Source organism: Pseudomonas agronomica (assembly GCF_025917275.1).
Classification (GTDB): Bacteria; Pseudomonadota; Gammaproteobacteria; order Pseudomonadales; family Pseudomonadaceae; genus Aquipseudomonas; species Aquipseudomonas agronomica.
In genome coordinates this window covers 1-3,332 of the sequence record NZ_JAOSHO010000524.1, presented here as the reverse complement: position 1 = coordinate 3,332, position 3,332 = coordinate 1, and the positions used below count along the sequence as shown (strand labels likewise).

Sequence of the window (3,332 nt, the reverse complement as noted above, 5' to 3'; positions counted from 1 at the left end):
ACTCGGCAGCTCCTACAGAGCTCCTTCACCAGCCGATAGATCAGTGGCGCAAGAGCCTGCGCAACGGCACCCCGTCCTTGAGCACCGGGGATTTGATGACGATGTAGCTGAAGTATTTGGAAATACCGATGTTCTTGTCCAGCAGCCCTTCGATCACTTCTTGATAATGCTGGATGCTGCACGTCATGAAACGCACCAGGTAATCGTAGCCCCCACTGATCAAATGGCACTCGAGTACTTCATCCACCAGTCGAATGTTGGATTCAAACTTGGCGAAGTCTTCGCGTTTATGGTCGCTAAGGGTGATCTCGGTGAACACTGTCACCGAATCGGTGATCTTGGCCAGGTTCAGATGCGCTCTGTACCCGGAAATGTAACCGGCCGACTCAAGGCGCTTGACCCGCTGCAGGCATGGGCTGGAAGACAGCCCCACGGCATCGGCAAGGCTGACGTTGGTCATTCGACCGTCCTTCTGAAGTTCGACGAGGATACTGATATCAATTCGGTCTAGTTTGATTAAACCTTCCATCGGGTACCCCATTATTGCCGTTCAGTGACAGTGGTTTTAGCAAATTCAACGTCGCAAAGATAGCTGATGCTGGGCCACCAGATCCGCCATGCTGGTGATGTGGAAATCAGCGGATTGTTCTTCGGTGGACAGTTCCGAGCCACGGCGGATCAGGCATAAACCTGCCGACTTCTGTAAGCGCTCGGAGGCCTTGGATACCTGCATGATGTGCTCAGGCTGGAGCGTGTTCGCCAGCAACCAGGCTTCGTCTTCCAACGGGTTGCTGGCCCGGGAATGCAAATCCTCGGGCGCGATGCCCAATCGCTCGCAAAGCGCGTCACGGTCCTCGGCATCACGGTCGCAGCAAACCAGCAGCCGATAGAATTTGCGCAGGTACAACATGGCCCCGGGTGCGTCCTCGAACAGCGACCAGGTGCTGGCCGAACGGGCAAAGCTCATGCCCTCCTCCCAATTGGCCTTGAGCTTCAGGCGCTCGGCCAACTGACGGTGGGCAAAGCACAACAGGCCACTGAAGCCCAGCTCGGAAAAGCGCGGATAGAGCCCGCGCACCGCCGCGTCGAATTCCGCCAGCACCTCTTCCCGGGCAAGCACGCCGGGATGGCTTTCGAGCAACGGTTGCAGGGCCGTCCAGATACCGGAATCCCGATCGACCAGGACTTCGTCGCAGTCGATCAACAGCGCGCGATAATCAGTCAGGTGCATGTGTGTCGCCTCCCGTGATGCATCCCTGTGCTCCAAAGGCCTTCGGTCGGCGAAGTGTCACTGGCCGCCGACCGAGACCTGGAATCAACTCAACACCCGTGACAACGCAGATTCAAGAATAGCCAGGGCTTCGTCGATCTGATTGTCTTCGGTGACCAGGGGCGCAAGGAAACGCAGCACATTCCGGTACACCCCACATTTGATCACCAGCAACCCGCCCACCCTGGCCTGGTCGATCAGTTGTTGGGTGAGTTCGGCATCAGGGCTGCGCGCGTCATCGTCCTTGATCAATTCGATGGCCAACATGAAACCGGTACCGCGCACGTCACCGATACGTGGGTAACGTGCCTGCAAGCGCAGCAGGCCCTGGCGCAAACGCTCGCCCAATGCCTTGCCACGCTCTAGCAACCGGTCCTGCTCGTAAGTGTCGATCACCGCCAACGCCGCCGCACACGCCAAAGCGTTACCGCCATAGGTGCCGCCAAGACCACCGGGCAGTGGCGCATCCATGATCTGCGCACGCCCCACGACGCCCGAGATGGGCAAGCCGCCGGCGAGACTCTTGGCGACGGTCACCAGGTCCGGCTGGATGCCAGCGTGCTGGAAACCGAACCAGGTGCCCGTGCGGCCGAAACCGGTCTGGATTTCGTCGAGAATGAGCACGATGCCATGTTGCTCGGTCAGGCGGCGCAGCGCCTGGAGAAATTCCGGCGGCGCGGACAGGAAGCCGCCATCGCCCTGCACCGGCTCGATGATGATCGCCGCGACACGATCCGCAGCGACCTGGGTCGCCAGCAATTCATTCAGGGCCTGCAAGGCCATCTCGCTGGTAAAACCGCGATAGGCGTTCGGGTACGGCGTATGGAACACCTCCGGCGCGAGAGGCCCGAAATTCTGCTTGTACGGTTGGCTCATGCCGGTCAGCGTCGTGCCCAGCAAGGTACGCCCATGAAACCCGCCACGGAAGGCAATCACGGCTGGCCGATTGGTGTGGGCACGAGCGATCTTCACCGCGTTCTCCACCGCCTCGGCGCCAGACGTGAACAGCGCCGCCTTGTAGGCCTCCTGGCCACCGACCAATGCGCACAGGCGCTTCACCAGATCGATATAGGGCTTGTAGGCCACCACCTGGAAACAGGCATGGCTGACCTTTTGCAACTGGGCTTGCACTGCGGCGACCACGTTCGGGTGATTGTGGCCGATATTCAAGACGCCGATGCCGCCGACGAAGTCCAGATAACGCTTGCCGTCCACATCCCAGACCTCTGCGCCCTGAGCCCGGTCGATGACCAGGGGATGCGCGGTGACCAATCCCCGAGGTACGAATTGATCACGTTGACGAAGCAAGTTCGGGGTTTCTTCGACTTTACTGTTCATGGCATCTCCCACAGTGAACCAGGCAACCGGGAAACGGCTGCGATGTGTCCCACAGGTTAAGCGTTCGACGCAATTGTCTAAGCCGAACTTGGCCCCTGGGAAATTCGGATCGACTGTTTTCACCCCGCCAAACAGCAGAATCCATCAGCCGCCTCCGGCCCCATGGAATCTGCCGATAAAAGCCTTCAACACCGCAGTGGCAGGCAGTTAAGCCAGCGCTTTCGAAACATCCTGCTTCGCCACTCGGGCATGCTGGAGGTTCCTGATCCAGTGTGAGAAGTCATCCATGGCCCTGCTTTATAAAGCCGACCCGGTACGCGGTGAACAATGGAAACGTCTCTTCGCCGAGCACGCGCCGGACATCGAATGGCGTGCCTGGCCGGACATCGGCGATCCGCGGGATATTCGCTATCTGGCTGCCTGGCAGGCACCGGACAACCTCGAAACCCTGTTGCCGAACCTGGAGGTGTTGTTCGCGCTCTCGGCCGGGGTCGACCAGCTCGACCTCGACCAGTTGCCTGCTTCCCTGCCAGTGGTACGTCTACTCGACCCCGGCATTACCCAGGGCATGTGCGAATACGCCAGTTTCGCCGTGCTCGGGCTGCACCGAGACATGCTTCGTTATCGCCAGCAACAGTCGGCCCGGTGCTGGCAGGCTCACCTGCTACAGCCGGCCGCCAAGCGCCGGGTCGGTGTGATGGGGCTCGGCACGCAGGCCAAGCAG

The 3,332-nt window shown here is 60.0% G+C and carries 3 protein-coding genes and 1 pseudogene; 1 reads left to right on the top strand and 3 read right to left on the bottom strand.

Annotation, left to right across the window (positions count from 1 at the left end):
* Positions 1 to 40 precede the first annotated feature (40 nt).
* The 3 genes from OC610_RS23840 to gabT form a co-directional block, all read right to left on the bottom strand.
* Entirely contained in the window at positions 41 to 529 is a 489-nt protein-coding gene (locus OC610_RS23840; RefSeq protein ID WP_008146530.1) for an Lrp/AsnC family transcriptional regulator, read from the bottom strand.
* A 45-nt stretch (positions 530 to 574) separates the two neighbouring features.
* Entirely contained in the window at positions 575 to 1,231 is a 657-nt protein-coding gene (locus OC610_RS23835) for an HAD family hydrolase (RefSeq protein WP_264431342.1), read from the bottom strand.
* Positions 1,232 to 1,315: 84 nt separating this feature from the next.
* Complete coding sequence (gabT, locus tag OC610_RS23830; RefSeq protein ID WP_264431340.1) at positions 1,316 to 2,608, bottom strand: 4-aminobutyrate--2-oxoglutarate transaminase; 1,293 nt, start codon at positions 2,606 to 2,608, stop codon at positions 1,316 to 1,318.
* A gap of 286 nt (positions 2,609 to 2,894) precedes the next feature.
* Between gabT and OC610_RS23825 the strand changes: the two are divergent.
* A pseudogene (locus OC610_RS23825) lies at positions 2,895 to 3,332 on the top strand (glyoxylate/hydroxypyruvate reductase A); the annotation flags it as partial.

Coding starts and splice junctions, on each gene's coding strand:
- OC610_RS23840 (WP_008146530.1), bottom strand. CDS start 529: ATGGAAGGTTTAATCAAACTAGACCGAATTGATATCAGTATCCTCGTC.
- OC610_RS23835 (WP_264431342.1), bottom strand. CDS start 1,231: ATGCACCTGACTGATTATCGCGCGCTGTTGATCGACTGCGACGAAGTC.
- gabT (WP_264431340.1), bottom strand. CDS start 2,608: ATGAACAGTAAAGTCGAAGAAACCCCGAACTTGCTTCGTCAACGTGAT.